The 15,441-nt window shown below is 36.6% G+C and carries 19 protein-coding genes, 1 tRNA gene and 1 pseudogene; 13 read left to right on the top strand and 8 right to left on the bottom strand.

The window, feature by feature from the left end; genetic code table 11:
* Positions 1–136: 136 nt before the first annotated feature.
* Positions 137–2,425: a UvrD-helicase domain-containing protein gene (locus tag ACE38V_RS01045; RefSeq protein WP_375839271.1), complete on the bottom strand. Its 2,289-nt coding sequence runs from the start codon at positions 2,423–2,425 to the stop codon at positions 137–139.
* A gap of 108 nt (positions 2,426–2,533) precedes the next feature.
* On the opposite strand from ACE38V_RS01045, the gene ACE38V_RS01050 reads away from it, so the two are divergent.
* Entirely contained in the window at positions 2,534–2,761 is a 228-nt protein-coding gene (locus ACE38V_RS01050) for a hypothetical protein (RefSeq protein WP_375839272.1), read from the top strand.
* Between the two features lie 69 nt (positions 2,762–2,830).
* On the opposite strand, the gene ACE38V_RS01055 is transcribed toward ACE38V_RS01050, so the two are convergent.
* The 3 genes from ACE38V_RS01055 to ACE38V_RS01065 all read right to left on the bottom strand — a co-directional run bounded on the left by ACE38V_RS01055 (position 2,831) and on the right by ACE38V_RS01065 (position 4,713).
* Positions 2,831–3,253, bottom strand: coding sequence for a GNAT family N-acetyltransferase (locus tag ACE38V_RS01055; protein WP_375839273.1), 423 nt, complete (start codon positions 3,251–3,253; stop codon positions 2,831–2,833).
* 6 nt (positions 3,254–3,259) lie between these two features.
* Complete coding sequence (locus ACE38V_RS01060; RefSeq protein ID WP_375839274.1) at positions 3,260–3,769, bottom strand: YjcG family protein; 510 nt, start codon at positions 3,767–3,769, stop codon at positions 3,260–3,262.
* Positions 3,770–3,987: 218 nt separating this feature from the next.
* Positions 3,988–4,713 (bottom strand): alpha/beta hydrolase, encoded by a 726-nt coding sequence (locus ACE38V_RS01065; RefSeq protein ID WP_375839275.1) that lies wholly within the window; start codon positions 4,711–4,713, stop codon positions 3,988–3,990.
* Between the two features lie 173 nt (positions 4,714–4,886).
* On the opposite strand from ACE38V_RS01065, the gene ACE38V_RS01070 reads away from it, so the two are divergent.
* Positions 4,887–5,441, top strand: a complete 555-nt coding sequence (locus tag ACE38V_RS01070) for a phosphatidylglycerophosphatase A family protein (protein ID WP_375839276.1) — start codon at positions 4,887–4,889, stop codon at positions 5,439–5,441.
* A 75-nt stretch (positions 5,442–5,516) separates the two neighbouring features.
* On the opposite strand, the gene ACE38V_RS01075 is transcribed toward ACE38V_RS01070, so the two are convergent.
* On the bottom strand, positions 5,517–5,741 hold the full coding sequence (locus tag ACE38V_RS01075) for a hypothetical protein (RefSeq protein ID WP_375839277.1): 225 nt from the start codon (positions 5,739–5,741) through the stop codon (positions 5,517–5,519).
* Between the two features lie 161 nt (positions 5,742–5,902).
* Between ACE38V_RS01075 and ACE38V_RS01080 the strand changes: the two genes are divergently transcribed.
* The 5 genes from ACE38V_RS01080 (at position 5,903) to ACE38V_RS01100 (ending at position 9,549) form a co-directional block, all read left to right on the top strand.
* Complete coding sequence (locus ACE38V_RS01080) at positions 5,903–6,856, top strand: ABC transporter permease subunit (RefSeq protein ID WP_375839279.1); 954 nt, start codon at positions 5,903–5,905, stop codon at positions 6,854–6,856.
* Positions 6,853–7,860, top strand: a complete 1,008-nt coding sequence (locus tag ACE38V_RS01085; protein WP_375839280.1) for a hypothetical protein — start codon at positions 6,853–6,855, stop codon at positions 7,858–7,860. The genes ACE38V_RS01080 and ACE38V_RS01085 overlap by 4 nt, the downstream gene beginning before the upstream one ends.
* 28 nt (positions 7,861–7,888) lie before the next feature.
* Positions 7,889–8,698 carry an ATP-binding cassette domain-containing protein gene (locus ACE38V_RS01090; protein WP_375839281.1) on the top strand — a complete coding sequence of 270 codons (810 nt, stop codon included), beginning with the start codon at positions 7,889–7,891 and terminating at the stop codon, positions 8,696–8,698.
* Between the two features lie 5 nt (positions 8,699–8,703).
* The gene (locus ACE38V_RS01095) at positions 8,704–9,408 is read left to right on the top strand and encodes a hypothetical protein (protein ID WP_375839282.1); all 705 of its coding nucleotides are present in this window, start codon (positions 8,704–8,706) and stop codon (positions 9,406–9,408) included.
* Between the two features lie 68 nt (positions 9,409–9,476).
* Positions 9,477–9,549, top strand: a tRNA-Val gene (locus ACE38V_RS01100).
* Between the two features lie 111 nt (positions 9,550–9,660).
* Here ACE38V_RS01100 and ACE38V_RS01105 read toward each other — a convergent pair.
* Together ACE38V_RS01105 and ACE38V_RS01110 are read right to left on the bottom strand one after the other, a co-directional pair.
* On the bottom strand, positions 9,661–10,308 hold the full coding sequence (locus ACE38V_RS01105) for a site-specific integrase (protein ID WP_375839647.1): 648 nt from the start codon (positions 10,306–10,308) through the stop codon (positions 9,661–9,663).
* 46 nt (positions 10,309–10,354) lie between these two features.
* Positions 10,355–10,890: pseudogene (locus ACE38V_RS01110) on the bottom strand (transposase); the annotation flags it as partial.
* Between the two features lie 246 nt (positions 10,891–11,136).
* Here ACE38V_RS01110 and ACE38V_RS01115 point away from each other — a divergent pair.
* Positions 11,137–11,319, top strand: a complete 183-nt coding sequence (locus ACE38V_RS01115; protein WP_375839283.1) for a hypothetical protein — start codon at positions 11,137–11,139, stop codon at positions 11,317–11,319.
* Positions 11,320–11,485: 166 nt separating this feature from the next.
* The gene (locus ACE38V_RS01120) at positions 11,486–12,205 is read left to right on the top strand and encodes a hypothetical protein (protein ID WP_375839284.1); all 720 of its coding nucleotides are present in this window, start codon (positions 11,486–11,488) and stop codon (positions 12,203–12,205) included.
* Here the strand turns inward: ACE38V_RS01120 and ACE38V_RS01125 are convergent.
* Complete coding sequence (locus ACE38V_RS01125; protein ID WP_375839285.1) at positions 12,202–12,336, bottom strand: hypothetical protein; 135 nt, start codon at positions 12,334–12,336, stop codon at positions 12,202–12,204. The two genes, ACE38V_RS01120 and ACE38V_RS01125, sit on opposite strands and share 4 nt — an antisense overlap.
* A 489-nt stretch (positions 12,337–12,825) precedes the next feature.
* Here ACE38V_RS01125 and ACE38V_RS01130 point away from each other — a divergent pair, with 489 nt between their 5' ends.
* From ACE38V_RS01130 to ACE38V_RS01145, 4 genes are all read left to right on the top strand, one after another.
* Positions 12,826–13,185: a phage holin family protein gene (locus tag ACE38V_RS01130; RefSeq protein ID WP_375839286.1), complete on the top strand. Its 360-nt coding sequence runs from the start codon at positions 12,826–12,828 to the stop codon at positions 13,183–13,185.
* Between the two features lie 42 nt (positions 13,186–13,227).
* Complete coding sequence (locus ACE38V_RS01135; protein WP_375839287.1) at positions 13,228–13,563, top strand: GH25 family lysozyme; 336 nt, start codon at positions 13,228–13,230, stop codon at positions 13,561–13,563.
* Positions 13,557–14,111, top strand: coding sequence for a GH25 family lysozyme (locus ACE38V_RS01140; protein ID WP_375839288.1), 555 nt, complete (start codon positions 13,557–13,559; stop codon positions 14,109–14,111). Before ACE38V_RS01135 ends, ACE38V_RS01140 begins: the two co-directional genes overlap by 7 nt.
* A 188-nt stretch (positions 14,112–14,299) precedes the next feature.
* Entirely contained in the window at positions 14,300–15,421 is a 1,122-nt protein-coding gene (locus tag ACE38V_RS01145) for an AAA family ATPase (RefSeq protein ID WP_375839290.1), read from the top strand.
* Positions 15,422–15,441 lie beyond the last annotated feature (20 nt).

Here is a 15,441-nt window from a genome sequence, read left to right on the forward strand (position 1 = left end):
AGTGTCCGCATTTATAAAAAAATGAAAAGAGAGAAAATGCAGGCTGGATGACTTAAAATGGGTAGATTTTTAAGCTCTTCTCAGCTTTTTCTGTGATAAGGGTCGCCTCAGAATACTTTAGATTCTGAGGCTTTGGTTATTTAATAGATTTTAAGAATCGAGAAGGATACGCCTTTTTTCCCCGCCTTTTCGTTGGTACGGAAAGATAAAGCTGTTCACGGGCTCTAGTGATGGCTACATACATAAGGCGTCGTTCCTCTTCCAACTGTCCTTCATCACCATTGCGATAAGCTTCTAAAGAAAAATCATGGGGTAGACTGCCATCTACAGCACCAAGAATATAGACAACTCTATATTCTAATCCCTTTGCCCGATGAATTGTACTCAATGTGATGGAATCATTCTTTTCTTTACTCATTTTTTTGATTTCACGATTCATGGCGGTCATATGGTCCGCATGCTCTAAAAATTCTTGCAAGCTTGTAAATCGTTTAGCAGCAACTTTTAAATCACGCACATCATCGGAACCCTTATCTAACTGATTTCCTTCATTTCCGCGTTTTTTCACAAAATCCTGATATCCGAGCTCCTTCTCCACTGTCTCAATAGCAGTCAGTGGGGAGAGAGAAGGAATTGTGCGCAATACAGGAAGAAGCTTTTTCAATTTCCGCTCTTGAAAAGCGAAGCCTGTCCTCGTTTCCGATAAGCACTCTAAAAGAGTGCGATCCTCAAGAATGCTCTTTGCGCGTAAATCATTAAAGATTGATTGCTTCACAAAAAGAGTTGGCAAAATATATTTCACCGATGTTTGGTCCTCTTCATTCAGGCTCAAGCGTAAAAAGGAAAGCATGCTTTTAACCATAAAACGCTCATAGAAGGGCTCCACATCTTGATCGATTTTAAATGGAAGACTGGAATTAGCCAATCTTTCAAACATCGCCCGGCTTCCGGTATTCGTTCGAAATAAGATGCAAAAATCCTCTGGTCGGTAGCCATTGGATAGCTTTTCTTGCATATCCGTAACAATCATGGTTGCCTCCTCTTCCTCATCATAGGGGAAAAACAATAGTGGAGGCTCCCCTTGTGAAAATTGCCCTTGCATTTTTTTAGGCCTCCTTACTTTATTGCCTTCAATCACGCGGTTGGCAGTTGTGACAATCTCATGGGAGGAACGATAGTTTTGGCTTAACACGACCAGTTTGGCATCTGGAAAATCTTTTTCAAATTGTAAAAGATAATGTGGATCACTCCCGCGGAAAGCATAGATGGATTGATCATCATCGCCAACGGCACAGACATTTTGATGACGGGCCGATAATAATTTTATCAATTCATACTGGACCTTATTTATATCCTGAAATTCATCGATAAGGAAATATTGGAAGCGATTTTGGTATTGCACAAGAATTTCTGGATTATCTTGGAGAAATTGATAGCAACCAATCAGCATATCATCAAAATCAAAAAGCTCCTGTTTTTGTTTATATTCCTCATAATATTGATAAAGGGAAGCGGTTTTTTCATCCCATTTAGATTCTGTCTGCACTTGATGGGGGAGGATTAATGAATTTTTCCAAAAACCAATCTGTTGAAGAGCTACATCATAGGAAAATTCTTTCTCCTCAAGCTCAAGCTCCCGTCCGGCTGTCTTTAAGATCTGTTCTTTCTGCCAGTCTTTTTTGATCAACTTTTGCGAATTCCATACATCTGGATGATGAAAAGAGAGAATTCGATAGAAAATGCTATGGAATGTTCCTGAGACAAGCTGTTGTACAGCAGTTCTTTGTATTCCAGGATAAGTAAGCAGTCTTCCTTTCATTTCTGCTGCCGCTTTGGCTGTGAAGGTGACTAGCATAATAGAATTAGGTTGAATTTTTTTTTCATGGAGCATATATGCTGTTCTTGTTGTTAATACGCGTGTCTTCCCACTACCAGCTCCTGCAAGAACAAGGAGTGGGCCTTCTGTATCGGAAACAGCCTCTCTTTGATGAGTGTCTAGGGAGACACTATGATTAGACAAGGTTTGTAAAAAAGGGAGGGTGTGTTGAACCTCATCCTCGTTAGGAGCCACAAAAGGAGGTGCCTTTTTCACGGGGTGTGCCTTTTTATATTCTAGTGGTTTAGTTGCTTCTGTTGTTGCTATTGCACGTGATTTTGGAATACGGAAACCACCTATCTCATTAGCTTCTGTTTGCTCTTCTTTTTTGATTTCATCAAGTTGTTGGGAATCCTTACAAATTGGATTCTTTGATAAAATATGGAAAAAATAAGGTCTCTCTTGTATTCCTAAAAATAAACGAACGGATTCGCCACATTCAGGACAGGTTAATTTCCCCTTTTTTCCTTCTTCATATATATGCTGGTAGCTTTCTCGGCTAAGAAAATCAAGATTTAATAGTTTATTGCCATGGATTGCAGTCTTCATAAGATCCCTCGTTTGCAAAAAATAACACAAATTTAATCATACCAAAACATATACATATGAAAAAGAGATTCGCGGAAAAGTTTTCATTTTTCATGATGGGGGTGAAGTTTGATGTGGGTTATTTCCATTAAATCCTCTTGGCAATCCGTTGAAAAAAAGGCAAAGCAAAAGTATGTCATGGCTTCTCAGCTACCAATTCAAAGAATCAATCGTTTAGGAAAAAAGGGACATGATGAGAGAGATAAAAAAGAAAAGAATAGAAAAGAAAAACAGCTTTCCCGATTGGTGGTTGCTCAATTGACAGGAGTGGGGCATATTATGGATGAGAAGGTATAGGGAGTAAACCAGATGAAGAAAAAGGAACTATTTCTATTTTGAATGGTCAGAAATAGTTCCTTAGATAAGTTAAATGGATTTCTTCATAGCGCGATGCGGGATTCCTGCATCCAAAAATTCTTCAGAAACAACTTCATAGCCTAAACCACTATAGAAGGGAATCGCATGGGTTTGGGCATTGAGCTTTATGGTAGAAAGACCTTGTTCTTTCGCATAATCCTCAATTTGGGTCATGATAAATCGACCTGCTCCAATTTTTCTTTGATCCTTCATGACACAGATTCTTTCCACTTTTCCAGCGCCTTCAAAAACGCGAAAGCGGCCAGCTGCAATCGGAAGCTGATCTTGATAGACGACAAAGTGTGTCGCTTCCTCATCGTATTGGTCAATTTCTTCTTCTTCGGGTACCTGCTGTTCATCAATAAATACGATTTTGCGAACTGTAAAGGCATCCTGTAATTCTTGTTCATTGGTGACAATTTTGATTTCCACGTTAATCTATTCCTTTCCAAGATGAAATGTTTCATAAACCGTCCATGATCCATTTTCTAATTGATAAAGCAAATGAAAACGATCGACGATTTCTTCATGTTGTACTTGCTGTAATCTGAGTGAACTGTAGACATCGGTATGCTCATCATCCGAAAGCTTTTGTCCAATCGTGATATGTGGGACAAAGGCATATTCTGAGGGCTCTTTGAATTGGGAATTTAGCTCATGGTTCAGGGTTTTGAGTTCATCCACTTGCTCGACCTTGAAATAAATGACATTGTTGACTGGCTTCAAAGAACTAATCTTTGTGACTTTTAATGGAAATGGCTTCACTTTGCTTGCGATTTGTTGCAATTGATTGACTCCAGTCTTAATAGAATCCTCAGAGGCTTCAAAGGGACTTAACAAGGTCAAGTGAGGAGTAATGAGTGAGTAGTGCGGATCATAGCGCTTCCTGTAAGAGTTGGCAAGATCCTGCAATTGTTTCGAAGGAAAAATAACAATTCCAAATTTCATACCATAACCTCCCAATGTATATTTAACAAATTATCCATGCTTGTGTGTCAGAAAGGATGAAGGAAGGACAAATTTCTTAATTCCGTAGTCCATATTATATCAAATATTCCCAATGATTAATATTATTATATCCATTGCTTCACTGAAAAAGTACGCGACTCACAACACACAACTTTTGATTGATGTTTGAGGCATTTAGGTGCAAGGGAACAGCACCTTTATTTAAACATTTCCAATAATGCCCGTTTTAAATCAGGCTGCCAGTATTTCCAGGTATGATCACCTGCAAACTCCTCATAGAAATAAGGAAATTTTTTTTCGCGCAACAGCTGTGATAGTTCGCGATTCGGTGTAAGAAAGTCCTGGATAGAGTGATCAGTTGTATGTACCTTAGTTTCTTTCTTGCCTATCACGTGATATAGCTCTATTAAATGATTTTCCGAAAAGTGATCAACGGCTGAAAGCACTTTTTCATTGACGAAAGGTGATTGCAGAATCACCTTTCCAAACGTATGGGGATATTGAAGGGCAGTCATAAGTGATACCGCTCCCCCTAAGGAGTCTCCTATTAATGCTCGTCCCATGCCCATTTGGTATGTTGGAAACTCTTGATCTAAAAAGGCAGCGAGCTCATGGGCGAGAAAACGGATATATGCACTATTTTGCTCGCCATCAGGATGATATTTTCTCCGTCTGTCCTCAACACTTTTGTAGGGAATTCCGACAATGATTAAGTTTTCAATTTTATTTTTTGCAAGTAGTTCATCCGCAATCCTACCAATCCTTCCAAGTTGAAAGTAATCCTTTCCATCTTGGGCAATTAATAAGGAATATTTATAAAGTGGTGAAAAAGAATGAGGCAAATAAATAAGCAATTGGAGTTCTTCTCCTAATTCCTTGCTAAAAAAAGTTCTATCACTAATTGTTCCTCGTGGAAATTCCATGAATATCCCTCCAGATCATAAACGTCAAGTTAATGTGATTTTACCATAACTATAGGGGATCATGCCCTTTTGAACGAGGATTGGACCCGAATTTTCATTCAGGAAAACGAATCGGCTCGTGCTATAATGAAAATATTGTTATATTTTCATATTTTGTGAGAGAAGGTATTTTTATGAAACAGGTGAATAGTAAGGTAGTGACGGAAGCTGCACGAAAGGCGCTAATTGAAAGAGGCGTTGCGATTGAAGCAATTGGTGAAATTGTATATGAAATGCAGGCTCCTTATAATCAGGATTTAGATATTTCAGAATGTATCGAAAGTGTAGACCGTGTATTAAATAAAAGAGAAATTCAGCATGCGATCCTAGTGGGGGTAGAGCTTGACCGCTTAGCTGAGCAAAAGAAACTTACTGAACCATTGCAAACGATTGTGGAAACGGATGAGGGGCTATTTGGAATTGATGAAACGATTGCAATTGGAGCAACCTTAACTTATGGAAGTATTGCCGTCACCACATTTGGTCATTTGGATAAAAATAAAATTGGAATTATTAAGGAATTAGATACAAAGTCAGGGAAAGGGGTTCATACCTTTTTAGATGATATTGTGGCAAGCATTGCGGCAACAGCTGCCTCTCGCCTTGCTCATAATCTACGTGATAGACAGGAAGCCCTTGAAGAAGGATATGTTGATGGAGAGATGTATGATGAATATGAATTAAAATAATCATGAATCTTTCAAGGGTCCTCATTATTGAGGACTTTTTTTCATGCAATATGCATGAAGGGATGATGAGTTATACTAGCTAATTTGTTTGCGGTATCCTTTTACTGGCATTACAGAAAGAATATGATCAATCTTGAATAGCCGTGTTTGCTGCCTTAAGGTGCAGAAGGCACGAACATAGTTTCCTTTTACTTCTTTCACCCATATTCTTCGCTGTGAAATTTGTCCTCTGGTTGAAAGGTAAATCATCTCAAGCGGAATGTTTTCTTTCAATGATCGAGAGAGTAGTTGATCCATCATTTTGGATTCCTCCTTTGTATTTATTATATACGAACATATGTTCTTTGTACAATAAAAAAAACAAACACATGTTCTTTTTTGCATTTTGGATTATTTTGATTATTCGTGAATTAAATATGTTACCATATAAGGGATTCCATTATTTGAGAGGAGGAGCCGCTTTGAAAAAAATCGCTTTTCTACCATTGCGACTAGTCGTGATCATCCTTGGTTTTTTATTTTATTTGTTTTTTCCATTAATGATTGCTGTTCATAAGAACAAAATCTCTTTTGGGTTTGAGAATGTAAAGGGTTTTTTTGAAAAATATGATGCGGTTCGACATATGAGTCGGAGAGAGTTAGTGGAGAAGATGGGGATTCTTCCTAGCTCAATCAAGGTGGAAGACCATAACATTTTTCATATCCTCTTTGAATCAAATATTGGGGATCGAATCGGATACTCGCTTACAATCTTTATTTTGTCTCTTTTATTCACCATTTTAGCAGGGCTTTTGATTGCAATTTGCGTTCTTCTCTTGTCGGGAAAATGGCGAAGCAGAGCAAAAGGCTTTCTCAATCTAACAGAAGCGGTTCCAGATTTATTAGTGATTTTTTTATTTCAATTTTTTGTGATTACTTTATATAAGTCAACAGGAATAAAGTTTTTGCAGCTATATGGAACCAACGCTTATCCTTATTTTATTCCAATTGTGACTGTTTCATTTCTTCCCATCTTTTTTATGGCGCAATTTTTAATCAAATCGTTTGAAGAGGAATCGGACAAGCAATATGTTTTATTAGCTAAGGCGAAAGGTTTATCAAATTGGGACATTTCCTTTAAACACCTGCTAAAAAATATATTTCCTTACGCCATTATTCATTTACGAGTAATTATTTGGTTAATTCTATCCAATCTTCTACTTGTTGAATATATTTTCAGCATCGATGGCTTTACAAGATCTCTATTTAACCAATTGATTATTACTGGTCATCATAATTATCAGTATTTAACCTATGATGTTGATTTTGTTTTACTAGCGATCTCCCTTTTTCTTTTTATCCTGCCGATGATTGTGATTGAATTTGTTATTTACCTGATGAAGAAAAAACGCCTAGCGAGAGGAGGGCAGCTATGAATCTTGTACAATACAAAAAGACGATGTTCGGGATAGTCATTCTGCTCATTCTGGTCATAGCCAGTTTGACATACTCGCTATGGGCACCTGCAGACTACGGCAAGGATTATTTTCATTACGATCAAAATGGTGATATTGACAAATCCGCCCCGTTTTCTCCATCCTGGAAGCACCCATTTGGCACGGATATTAGTGGGAATGATCTCTTTCTGCAAATGGTGAATGGGGCCAAGTATACGATCTTAGGGGCGATTTTTGTCTCTTTCTTCCGGGTTTTGCTTGGGGCCTTCTTTGGAGTGTTATTGTCATTATGGCTACCAAAAATTATCCCAGTTTTGAAAGATTTTTTTCTTCCGTTTCAATATATACCAACTTTATTTATCACCTTTGCCTTGATGGTACCTGTGGCTCCTTTTACTGGGCTACCTGTTATGAAAGTTGTTATTTATCAATTTTTAGTGATGATTTTTGTTGCTTTTCCAACTATGCTTTTTTATACAACGGATTTAATTGATGAGTGGAAACAATCAACCTTTGTTCAAAGTTCCTACTTAATGGGGGCGAGTCATTTCCATGTATTGCGAAAGCATTATGTTCCTTATCTGATTTCTTACGGAATCCTGATGGTTGTGCAACAGTTTTTTCAAACGCTAGTGCTAATGATGCATTTAGGGATTTTCACCTTCTTTATTGGCGGACAATCCCAATCCGGATTAATATCGGGAGACCCTATGACCTATCTTCCATCCTCTTTATCTAATGAATGGGCTGGATTAATTGGACAGAATTTCATGCAATTCATGAGAGCACCTTGGATCGTGTTAAGCTCTATATTTGGATTTTTCCTGTTGCTTGCGATTGCAAATATGATGAAAAAAGAAATCGAAGAAAGCCTCTCACAATCTATTTTTTTTCATAAGAAGAAAAAAATAGTGAAGAATGGCAGTGATAAAAAAATGGTGATTGAGGCAGATTCCTTTACCATTATTGAAAAAGAAAGTTGATGAGTTTGACTGGAAAGCTGGTGAGAGCATGAGTCGAGTGATTTTTGAAGCGAAAAGGGTAAGTAAAATTATTGATGGGAATCCAATCTTAGATGAGATTGACATCAAATTGAACAGTGGAGAAGTCGTTGCCATTACGGGTCATAACGGATCGGGAAAAAGCAGTTTGCTAAAACTATTGGCTGCTTTATACGAACCAAATCAGGGGAATATCTCTCGGCAAGTCTTGAGAATTGGTTATGTTCCTGAACATTTCCCTGAGAATTTGCGCTTTAAATTGAAGGAGTATCTGCAATTACTTGGAGGAATGAATGGGCAGGTGGGATGGAAGGAAGACATGATTCATTGGGTTAGGTTGTTTGGGATTGAATCTTACTTAGAATTACCTTTGAAAAAATTATCAAAGGGTACGAAGCAAAAGGCCGGCATCATTCAAGCGTTAATAATGAAACCAGATGTCCTTCTCTTAGACGAGCCATTATCCGGGTTAGACGAAGCATCTCAGCAGTCTCTTATTCAGCAATTATTACTGATCAAAAAGGAAACGACGGTCATTTTTACCTCTCATGAAAGTGACTTTGTCGACACGATTTCAGATAGAAAGATTGTATTAGATAAGGGAAGAATTGTATCTGACAACCGAGAAGTGAAAAGTGAACCTATGAAATGGATAAAAGCAAGGATTCCGACAGAACTGGATATTTCAACTTTGGTGGATAAGGTAGAGTTCGAGAGTGCAGAAATAGCCGTAGTTCATACTCAAGCGAGTGAAAGTGATTCTGTATTAAAGGAACTATTATTAAACGGGGCATCAATCTTAGAGGTAAGGGATAAGTGATCAAAATGGCAGTTTTTATTCGATATCAATTGAAAAGTTATATTCGTTCATTGAAATTTATTCCTCCCGTCACGGTGTTTTTAGGTTGGGTGTTTATTTTATATGCCTATAAAAATGTTCCTATCCTAAGTAGCTATGCCGTTTCAAGCATTGCCCTATACTTAACCATGGCCTGGATTGCGATGACGATTTTTACACTTGAAGAGGAAAGTGAAAAGCATATATTATTTCTGCAGCTTGGGAGTAAACGTTTATTTTTTGTTGGAAAATGGTTGGCATGCTTCATCGTGGCTTTCCCGCTATTTCTGTTTGCCGAGTTTTATTCGATTGTGATGAGGAATTTCCATGGGAGTCTAAGTGGAATTCATTATGGGCTTTCAATTTATAGTCATTGGATGCTTGCCATTTTCGGAATTATGGTTGGAACTCTGTTTTCGGCTACACGCTTTGCTTTAAAGAAATATGCCTGGTTAGGAGCGGTGCTGGTGCTGGTTATTTCACTTGCCTATGAATCATTGGCTGAGTTCGGGGTATGGGCTAAGGTTGTGTTGTGGGTATTTCCTCCGGTGCTTTTCGTCATTTCTTATTTAAGTGGGGGAGATACGGTTTCTTTAGGAGGTCATTTTTGGTGGGATCAAGCTATTGTAGTTGGTTATGGTTTGATTGGTGGAGTGCTGTTGGTATGGCTGTTTTTGCGGAAAGAGCGATAGGATGGGGTTGACAGTTTTAGTGAAAAATCGTATATTATATTGTGTCTTCACCTGAAGATATATAGAGCGATTCCGTAGCTCAGCTGGGAGAGCGCTACCTTGACAGGGTAGAGGTCGCTGGTTCGAGACCAGTCGGAATCATAATAGCAGAGGCCTGTATTCCTTGAAATTCAAGGGATACAGGCCTTTTGTTTTTCTCAAAGATTTCCGCGACATTATCTTGATTTGTGGGTATTAAGTGAGCATATATTTCTAATGTAACACGCGGTTTGCGTGTCCTAATCGTGCAGCTACTTTTACAGGATCTACACCAGAGTTGAGTAGAAGTGAAGCATGAGTATGTCTCAAATCATGAAATCGAATTTTCGGTACTTTTGCTTTTTTACATAGACGTTGCATTACACGTAAAACATTTTGGGGATCTTGTGGTTTACCCATTTCGGTACAAACAACAAGATCATTATCTTCGAACGCGGCTTTAAGTCGTTCTTTCCATTCATCTTGTTTTGCTTTATATTGCAGTATTTTTTGGATAACTTCATTTGAAATTGGAATTTGCCTTTTCGATTTTGTGGTCTTTAAATTTGTAAATATATATCTCTTTTCAGGTACAAATGCTAAGGATCTATTTACAAATATAGTCTTTTTCTCAAAATCAATGTCTTCCCATTTTAGCCCTAATATTTCTCCTCTTCTCATCCCTGTGTACAAAGCAAGAAAGAATACGAGGAAGGTTTTTTCTTCACTGTTAGCGTTTAAAAATTGATTAATACTCTCGATTGACCAGATTTCCATTTCCTCTCTTTTTATAGAAGGTGGATCTGCATCTTTAACCGGGTTAAAAGGTATCCTCCTCCATTTTCGAGCTTGATCAAATGCTTTATTTAGCATCTGGTGCATCTTACGTATATAAGTAGCACTAAAATCCTCATCAATCTTCAGATTATAGATTGGCTTCACGTTCAGCCTTCTCAATTAACCATTGTTCTCTCTCTTCTTTTGATTTATGTCCGCGTTTCTTGGGTTCAGTTTTTGGTTTTTCCTCTTTCGAAGGTGCTTGATCTTTAGCTTTAAAGTGTGTCGCATCAGTGGCTGCCGTTTCATCCGTGATAAATCCTTCAGTAATGGCTTGATATAGAATCGTTTCCTTAACCTTTTCAAGAACATTAGATTCACTAAGAATTATCACCATTCTTGAATAAGCTGCTTCTGATGGTACCGTATCAGAGACAAAAAACCGCAGTCTAGACGGAAAACCATATCATTTCTTAATTGCTTCACTAGGTTTTTGATAAATGGAATTCATTACTTTAATCGGGCAACTAGTGAGTAAATCATAGCCGTATAATTCAGTTCTACAGGTCTGCCAAAACGAGATTTCTTCGTTACCACAGCGAAGATAGGTTCAATGTCGATAGCTGAAAAAACAGCTTCAAAACGATGGGTAGGTTCTAAATCATATAATTCTTGTAGTCCAAACAGGCTTCCTTACTGTTTAATAGTCATAGGGAGTCTTCATCCAGTCTTATAAGTTTGTATGGTGCTTACTTATTTCGACATTTTGGGGAGGTATTCTTTTTTTTAGTATTTGAAAGCATTGAGTCCGTAGGGCTCAGATTTATGAAATTAATTCATGATATATACAAAATCATGGACAGTTGATAAAACCTGTTACAGAACTTTTTTATCAATATCAAAATAGTTACTGTGATAGAGGAACTTTTGTAAATGAAAATATTGGATTCAAATGCAAAATACCATTGTAATGATGCCAATAATTTTGCTATCAGCAGAGCCCTGATGGGAACATTTGGTGCAAGAAATCTTCTTCCAGCACCTGTTGAAAATACTTCTCAGAACACAATGAAAATCACTTATGACTTTATCTTTGATGCGGTCAATCCATGGTAACTTAAAATAGTAATCAAATATTTTTAGTATGCTCCGAGCCGATCGTGGTCATTAAATTGCAAAGTTGAAAGATTAAACTACATAAACACCACTATTTAGTTGGTGGTTTTTTATGTGTGAAGGTATAACAGGGATTTTGTAGAATATTAATAGAAGAGGTGAAATAATGGCTGAATTTTTGAGTACATTCATATTTATACTACCTGGAATAATGGCTTATTTTTGGTTACAGGTATTTGGTCTTAATCCTTCTGTCAAGCATACGGCTCCTGAATTATCGGGTATTGCAGCACTGCTATGGTTACCAGTAAGTTTCATTACTTTATTGATTATAAATACTTGGGGGGCATTAATATCAATAAAATACCTTTCTGTACAACAAGTTTGGACAGTTGAATCATTAAGTAAAGCTACATCAGATATTAAATATTTATTCTTATTTTTAGTGGTCAGTTTTATAGTTAGTTTCTTTCTATGTTGGGTGTGGAGTTTATGGGGAAATGAGTTTTTAAGAGCTAGAATAAATGATGTTAGAAATTCAAGAAATATTGCCCCCTTATCAAGTAGCACTACAGTTTGGGAAGAATTTTTTATTAAATACGAAAAAGATAAAAATAAAAAAGCTAATGGAAAAGAAGCAGTTTATAGAGTATATAAAATAGATAAAAAAGAGGATTATATTATTGGGTCAATGACTAAAGCTTCAAGGCCATTAGAATCAGATAAGGCGCTAGTCCTCGAGGCTACAGAAGAATGGAAGAATACAATAAAAGCCAATCCATATAAGATTAATAGAATATACATTGACACAAAATCAGGAATGGTAGTTGAAGAAATAGATCATAAATTCTTTGATGAAAACTCCATTCCTGAAGATAATAATTAGTTTGTTCTTTTTATAGGCGGCGGAGATACTTTGATTCCATCTACTGAACTGTTTACTCCCCCGCCCGGTGTATTTGGTGAAGGTTTTCCAACTGGCTTAGAATTTGGTTTACCATGTGGTTTTTTTGGCATTGCTGTTCTCCCTTTCAAAAATTATCAACCTTGAAATAAATTTATTTTTTAGGTTTTATAGATTTAGGAGGGGAAACTTTAGTTCCGTCTATGGATTTATTAAGCTTTTCGCCAGAGTTATCAGATGGCTTTTTTGTCAATTTTTACAACTCCTTTCAAATATTTGTAATTGAAACATAATTAAATTATTTTTTAGGGGTTGGAGTTGATGGTGGTGTAACTTTTATTCCATCTATGGATCTAGTTTCATCAGATTCTTTTGATCGCCTATAAATGTTGGATTGAATAATCATATAAATGTGCCCCCTTTTTTTTAAATATATCTCGCGCTAATAAATATAATTCGACATAAAATGGGCTTTTCCTTTAAATTACAATATTGATGTTCAAACAAGTTTTTTTCAATGAGTAGGTATATTTTCTACTATTTATATAATTGATACGCCCCGAGCCAATCGGGGCTATTTTTATTGAGAGAAGGTTGAGCACATGGAAAGAGTAGATTTATTAATCAAAGGTACAGTAGGAGTGATTGGGGCTGTTATATCGTATTTAGTGGATGGTTTAGGACTAGCGTTTGTCATCTTACTTGGAATGATGACCATTGACTATACAACGGGGATTATGGCAGCAATCGTAAATAAGAATCTCTCAAGCTCTATTGGGCGAAATGGCTTTATTCGAAAGATGTATGTCATTCTACTAATTGGAGCCATTTACATGCTTGCTAGTGTAGTAGACGGCCTTAAATATATCGGTGACGGGGTAACCATTGCTTATATTTTAATAGAGTTTATCTCAATCACAGAAAATGGTGGAAAGTTAAGGGCCCTATTCCAGATCAATTAAAGCAAATTATTCAGGTATAAAAGGGAAAGGTGAGGATAAAGAATGATTAAGCGAAAAGGAATGGACGTATCTGAACATAAGGGTAAGGTTGATTGGGATAAGGCTAAAGCTGATGGAATAGAGTTTGCTATGATACGTTTAGGAATCGGAAGTGATATTAAATCCCAGGACGATGCTCAATTTGAAAGAAATGTAAAAGAAGCTGAGAGAGTTGGAATACCTTGGGGTGCTTATCTTTACAGCTATGCATTAAATGTCACAGAAGCTAAAAGCGAAGCAGGACACTTTATTAGATTATTAAAAGGCAAACATCCATCCTATCCAATTGCTTTTGATATGGAGGATGCTGATCATTATAAACAAACCATGGTATGCTAAGAAATGCAACATTAGTTGATATCTGTGGCACCTTTTTATCAATCGTGGAGGATGCCGGATATTATGTCTCACTCTATGCCAGCAAGAGCTGGTTAGATAATCAGCTTAATAGTAGTAAGTTGGATAAATATGATAAGTGGGTAGCGCAGTGGGGCTCAAAGTGCACATATGATAAGAGTTACGGTATGTGGCAGTATACCAATGCTGGTACTGTAAAAGGAATTGGTGGTCGCGTGGATATGAATTATGCTTATAAAGATTATTCTGCCATCATAAGGTCCAAAAATAAACCAGCCACAAAGCCTAAAACAGCGCCAGCAAAGAAAAAGGGGAAGACTCTTTATTTACCAAAAACGGACTCTAAATGGAGGGTCTATCCTCTCAAAAAAAGCCGGTTAAAGGCAATGAAAAAGGCTATCTTAATCCTAAAAAATTTGGTGGTCTTAAATACGAAATCTTTGGTGAAACCCAAAAAGATGTTTATACCATTAAAACTGGTGATTTTGGAAAGGTTCAGATTTATGCAGCTCCAAGTACTGGTGCAATAATAAAATAGTGTACTAGAAGTCTTCCACTACACAGTGGGAGGCTTTTTTTTATTTCAGATAATAGTCAGGATTTGTGTATAATTTCGATTGATAAAAATAAAGTAAATTATCGAAAATGGTTTGACTCAATTTTTATAAGTGTTTATAATAAAAATATTCGAAAGAGAAATGATGAAGGGTGAAATCGAATGAATAATAATATTTTCAAACACTTACCGAATATTATTAGAGCATCTCTAGAGGGTGACAAAAGAACTGTAGAATTAGCAACGATGACGATTATTAGAAAACTTAAAAAAGAAGATCCTTCTCTTTCAGATGAATTGGCAAACATACTTACTACATATGGTGCAGGTGCTCCATTAACCAGGTCGTTGGGGATTGACCCACCACCGACAGATAAAGAAACTTTTTTATCTTTAGTTAAAATTAGTGATAATAGCATTTTAGATGAAGAGATTTTTTTGGTGGACGAAACAAAAGATGATGTAGAAAGGTTTGTTAAAGAACGAAGGGTAATGGGTAAATTGCTTTCTTACGGCATAAAACCACCTAATAGTATCATTTTGCATGGACCTCCAGGAGTGGGAAAGACACTTTTAGCCAAAGTTTTATCAAATCGCTTGGAGTTACCTTTAATAACATTGGATTTAGCATCAACTGTTTCAAGTTACCTTGGTAAAACTGGACAAAATTTAAAGAAGGTATTGGAATATGCTAAATCCACTCCTTCAATATTATTTTTGGATGAGTTTGATGCTATTGCAAAAAGACGGGATGACCCAACTGACCTAGGTGAATTAAAACGTATAGTGAATGTGTTATTAAAAGAACTAGAAGATTGGCCAAATAATTCCATAGTTGTAGCTGCTACTAATCATCCGGAATTTTTGGATAAAGCAATATGGAGAAGGTTTGATTTAAAAATTGAAATACCTTTACCGGATGAGAAAGTGCGGTTTAAACTGTGGAATAAGCAGTTAGATAAAGATATTACTCAGTTATCTGAAGACTTTATTGGTTTTTTAAGTAAGTCAATACAAAACATAAGTCCTGCTGACATTAAACAGATTTGTGAAAAGGTTTTGCGCCAAGTCATTGTTGAAGAAGCAGACCCTAAATTAGTACTGGTTAAGATATTAAAAGAGAGTTATGCCACCACTATTCCAAATTTCAATAAAGTTATGATAACTGAAATGAGGCGTAGTTTTGGTAAGAAAATTACACAAACACAAATTGCTGACATTCTAGGAATAAGTGTATCAACTGTAAATCATCATTTGAAATCGACATCAAATATTAATAAATAATCTAAAAGGAGATTATAAAG

It is taken from the genome of Cytobacillus sp. Hz8, assembly GCF_042263505.1.
Lineage (GTDB): Bacteria > Bacillota > Bacilli > Bacillales > Cytobacillaceae > Bacillus_BE.

Coding starts and splice junctions, on each gene's coding strand:
- ACE38V_RS01130 (WP_375839286.1), top strand. CDS start 12,826: ATGGAAAGAGTAGATTTATTAATCAAAGGTACAGTAGGAGTGATTGGG.
- ACE38V_RS01145 (WP_375839290.1), top strand. CDS start 14,300: ATGAATAATAATATTTTCAAACACTTACCGAATATTATTAGAGCATCT.
- ACE38V_RS01120 (WP_375839284.1), top strand. CDS start 11,486: ATGGCTGAATTTTTGAGTACATTCATATTTATACTACCTGGAATAATG.
- ACE38V_RS01065 (WP_375839275.1), bottom strand. CDS start 4,713: ATGGAATTTCCACGAGGAACAATTAGTGATAGAACTTTTTTTAGCAAG.
- ACE38V_RS01140 (WP_375839288.1), top strand. CDS start 13,557: ATGCTAAGAAATGCAACATTAGTTGATATCTGTGGCACCTTTTTATCA.
- ACE38V_RS01060 (WP_375839274.1), bottom strand. CDS start 3,769: ATGAAATTTGGAATTGTTATTTTTCCTTCGAAACAATTGCAGGATCTT.
- ACE38V_RS01070 (WP_375839276.1), top strand. CDS start 4,887: ATGAAACAGGTGAATAGTAAGGTAGTGACGGAAGCTGCACGAAAGGCG.
- ACE38V_RS01125 (WP_375839285.1), bottom strand. CDS start 12,336: ATGCCAAAAAAACCACATGGTAAACCAAATTCTAAGCCAGTTGGAAAA.
- ACE38V_RS01075 (WP_375839277.1), bottom strand. CDS start 5,741: ATGATGGATCAACTACTCTCTCGATCATTGAAAGAAAACATTCCGCTT.
- ACE38V_RS01115 (WP_375839283.1), top strand. CDS start 11,137: ATGAAAATATTGGATTCAAATGCAAAATACCATTGTAATGATGCCAAT.
- ACE38V_RS01095 (WP_375839282.1), top strand. CDS start 8,704: ATGGCAGTTTTTATTCGATATCAATTGAAAAGTTATATTCGTTCATTG.
- ACE38V_RS01045 (WP_375839271.1), bottom strand. CDS start 2,425: ATGAAGACTGCAATCCATGGCAATAAACTATTAAATCTTGATTTTCTT.
- ACE38V_RS01090 (WP_375839281.1), top strand. CDS start 7,889: ATGAGTCGAGTGATTTTTGAAGCGAAAAGGGTAAGTAAAATTATTGAT.
- ACE38V_RS01105 (WP_375839647.1), bottom strand. CDS start 10,308: ATGCACCAGATGCTAAATAAAGCATTTGATCAAGCTCGAAAATGGAGG.
- ACE38V_RS01085 (WP_375839280.1), top strand. CDS start 6,853: ATGAATCTTGTACAATACAAAAAGACGATGTTCGGGATAGTCATTCTG.
- ACE38V_RS01135 (WP_375839287.1), top strand. CDS start 13,228: ATGATTAAGCGAAAAGGAATGGACGTATCTGAACATAAGGGTAAGGTT.